Origin of the sequence: Streptomyces nanshensis (genome assembly GCF_001751255.1) — a bacterium.
Lineage (GTDB): Bacteria > Actinomycetota > Actinomycetes > Streptomycetales > Streptomycetaceae > Streptomyces > Streptomyces nanshensis_A.
Genome location: NZ_LJGW01000255.1, coordinates 1 through 3512 on the forward strand (window position 1 = coordinate 1; position 3512 = coordinate 3512).

Below are 3512 nucleotides of genomic sequence, written 5' to 3' on the forward strand. Positions count from 1 at the left end.
GGCGGCGGCTCCGGCTCCGGCTCCGGCTCCGGCGGCACCAGCGGCTCCGGCCGCGTGGTTCTCGCGGGCGTCGCCCTGCTTGCCGTCGTCCGCGCCGTGCTCCCCGCCCTTCCCCTGCTTCTCGTCGTTCTTCTGATCGCCGTCCTTCTTCTGATCGCCGTCCTTGTCGCTCTTGTCGTCCTTCTGGGCGTGCTCGCCCTTCTTCGCGTCCGCGCCCGAGGTGGACTTCGAGCCCGCCCCGCCGTCCTTCCAGCCGGCCTCCGCGAGCAGCGACTGTGCCGACTCGACGTCCTGCTTGCCGAGGGCGTCGCTGTTGTCGGCGTATCCGTCCTGGTCGATCATCCGCAGATGGCTGCCGAGCGACTTGACCGGCAGCCCTGTACCGCGCAGCGCGTGCTTCGCGAGCGCGTCGCGGTCGATGGCGCGGGCGACGGCCCGCCGTACCCGCTCGTCCGCGAGCGGACCCTCGGCCCCGTTCAGCGCGAGCTGTGTGTACGCCGGCTCGAAGGCGTGCCGCACGGCGACGTGGCGGAGCTGTCCGTCCCGCTTCGCCTGCGCGCGCAGCNCTCCTCGGCCGACTTGCGCGAATGTCCTTCGCGCTTCCCGCTCTTGGCGTCCTCGTCGCCGCCCTTGTGTGCGCGGACGATGCTGCGCACCGTGGCCACGTCGACGTCCGCCAGGTCCAGATCGCCCTTGCGCAGGGCCTCGCGGCGCTGGTCGCGCGGGACGACGCGGAGCGAGATCCGCTTCAGCTTCGCCTCGTCGCCCCACCACTTGCCGTTGCGTACGAGTTCGACGGAGGTGTCGCCGTGGTGGACCTTCTGGACGCGGAAGGGTCCCGCCGAGACGGGGAGCGACTTGCGGGCGGCGTGCTTGAAGGCCTCGGGCCGGGTCATCACGGCCTTCGGATAGAGCGGTGTGAACAGCGACTTCCAGTCCGCGTAGGACTTACGGAAGACGACCTTCACCTCATGGGCGTTCGCGCCCTTGGTGATCTTCTGAATCCGGTCGTAGCCCGCGTTGCGCGCGGCGCCGAAGGACTTGTTCCGGCCGCTGAGCGCCTTCCACTGGGCCTTGAAGTCCGCCGCCCCCAGCGCGCGCCCGCTGCTCCACTTCGCCTTCGGGTTGAGCTTGTAGACGACGGTCTGGCGCGGCTCGCGCGCGGTGACGTCCGCGGACTTCAGATAGTCCTGGTTCGGCTGCGGCCGCGCCGCGGAGTCGAGCGTGAAGAGGGACGGCAGGGTCGCTCCGGTGATGCGCTCGGTCGTCGCGTCGGCCTCGGGCTGGAAGGCGTTGAGCGTGGGCGGCAGGGAGTCGACCGCCCAGTGCAGCGTGCGTCCCGAGGCGACCTGTTCGCGGTCGAGGTGCGGGACGTCTCGCGCGGCGCCGCTGCCGCCTCCTTCGGAGCTGGGCCCTCCGCCCTCACCGGATGTGCACCCGGCGAGGGGGATCAGTGCGCCGGCCAGGAGGAGTGCGAGGGAACGCCGGGTGGCTGCGTCGAGAGCTTGCGCGGCTGGCATGTCTGAACCTCCGGGGGCAGACGGGGCCCGACTGTGCGTACACGCGGCTCGGTGCCTGCGTGGGCACGTTCGGCGGCATAGGCGTTTCATCACATCTATCGCCCACTGAAGGTGAGGCCACCTGCCGTGGCCCGGAGACTCACCGGCTGGCACGGCACGCCACTCGTGCGGAGCACAGGGCGGGTACGGCGGCGCGGGGACGGCGTATCTTTGACTCAGTCAAAGAAGGGGAGGGTGCCCGGTGTCCGCTCAAACCGTCCGCGAAATGCGGGAGTTCAACCGCTTCTACACCAACCTGATCGGCGCGCTCGACTACAGCCGCCACCTGCACACGCCGTACACGCTCACCGAGGCCCGCGTCCTGTACGAGCTGGTCCACGCACCGCGTACGGACGCCGCCGATCTGCGCGCCGCGCTCTCCGTCGACGCCGGACAGCTCAGCCGCATGCTCGCGCGCTTCGAGGAACGGGGGCTGGTGCGCCGCCGGCCCTCGGAGCTGGACGCCCGGCGCGTGCGGGTCGAGCTGACCGACGAGGGCCGGGAGGCGGCGCGGCTGCTGGAGGAGCGTTCGCAGAGCGCCGTCGGGTCGCTGCTCGACGGGGTCGCGGCGAACGACCGCGAACGGCTGGCCCGCAGCCTCCGTACGGCCCGCGGAATCCTGGCGGGGGACGGTGACCGGGCGGACGGCAAGACGGAGACGGACGACACGGCAGAGGGCGCCGGCGCCGGGCGGGTGCGGCTGCGGGGCCCGCGCCCCGGGGACCTGGGCTGGATCGTCGAGCGCAACGCGTCCGTGTACGCCGAGGAGTTCGGCTGGGACGCGACGTACGAGGCCCTCGTCGCGCGCATCGTCGCCGAGTTCGCCGCGGAGCACGACCCGGCGCGGGAGGCGGTCTGGATCGCCGAGCTGGACGGGCGACGGGCGGGCTGTGTGATGTGCGTGGCGGACGGCGCCCCGGAGACGGCCCGGCTGCGGCTGCTGCTCGTCGACCCGGCGGCGCGGGGGCACGGCGTCGGGGAGCGGCTGGTCGACGAGTGCGTCGGCTTCGCGCGGAAGGCCGGCTACCGGTGGCTGGTGCTGTGGACGAACGACGTGCTCGCCGCGGCACGACGCCTCTACCAGCGGGCCGGATTCGAGCTGGAGGGCGAGCAGCGGCACCGCAGTTTCGGCCATGAACTGACCGGACAGGACTGGCGCCTGCGGCTCTGACCGCCGGTGCGCGGGGCCGGCGGAAGGCGGGTGCCCGGCGGTGACCGACGGTGGCCGGACGCGGACAAAATGCGTCGACGTCTCACCGGCCGCTGCGGCACCCTCCTTCCATGACGACCTCCTGCTGGCCCCTCTACGGACTGCGGATCACCACGCCCCGGCTGGAGCTGCGCCTCCCCGGCCTGAGCCTGCTGGAGGAGCTGGCGGCGGTGGCGGGAGCGGGCGTGCACGGCCCGGAGGAGATGCCCTTCTCGTTTCCCTGGTCGGACGCCCCGCCGGACGTACGCACCCGCACCACGTTCCAGCATGTGCTGGGCACCGTCGCCGAATGGCACCCGGAGAACTGGACGCTGAGCCTCGCCGTGCTCCACGACGGCGCGGTGGTGGGCCGCCAGGATCTGACCGCCCGCGACTTCGGCGTCACCGGGGACGCCCAGACCGGATCCTGGCTGGGCCTGCCCCACCAGAACCGGGGACTGGGCACCGAGATGCGGGCCGCCGTGGCGCATCTGGCCTTCGAGGGGCTCGGAGCGCGGACGCTGCGGTCGTCCGCGATGACGGACAACCCGCGCTCCCTGGCCGTCTCCCGGAAGCTCGGCTACGAGCCGGACGGGCTGGAGACGGTCGCCGTACGGGGCGAGGCGCGGACGCTGCGGCGGCTGCGGCTGGAGCGCGCCGCGTGGGAGCGGCACCGCACGGTCCCCGTCGGGGTGGAGGGGCTGGAGCCGTGCCGTGAGCTCTTCGGCGCCGGGCCGGGCTGACGGCGGCGGCGGTACGGCGCC

General features: G+C 72.9%; 4 protein-coding genes. 2 read left to right on the top strand and 2 right to left on the bottom strand.

The window, feature by feature from the left end:
- Together AN218_RS38770 and AN218_RS37495 are read right to left on the bottom strand one after the other, a co-directional pair.
- A partial coding sequence (locus AN218_RS38770) for an ABC transporter substrate-binding protein (protein ID WP_275936976.1) occupies positions 1-519 on the bottom strand: 519 nt, incomplete at its 3' end.
- Complete coding sequence (locus tag AN218_RS37495) at positions 477-1610, bottom strand: ABC transporter substrate-binding protein (RefSeq protein WP_107421456.1); 1134 nt, start codon at positions 1608-1610, stop codon at positions 477-479. The genes AN218_RS38770 and AN218_RS37495, both read right to left, overlap by 43 nt.
- A 175-nt stretch (positions 1611-1785) precedes the next feature.
- On the opposite strand from AN218_RS37495, the gene AN218_RS14915 reads away from it, so the two are divergent.
- Positions 1786-2730 carry a bifunctional helix-turn-helix transcriptional regulator/GNAT family N-acetyltransferase gene (locus tag AN218_RS14915; protein ID WP_070017379.1) on the top strand — a complete coding sequence of 315 codons (945 nt, stop codon included), beginning with the start codon at positions 1786-1788 and terminating at the stop codon, positions 2728-2730.
- Positions 2731-2840: 110 nt separating this feature from the next.
- On the top strand, positions 2841-3491 hold the full coding sequence (locus AN218_RS14920; RefSeq protein WP_070017380.1) for a GNAT family N-acetyltransferase: 651 nt from the start codon (positions 2841-2843) through the stop codon (positions 3489-3491).
- The last annotated feature ends 21 nt before the right edge of the window (positions 3492-3512 follow it).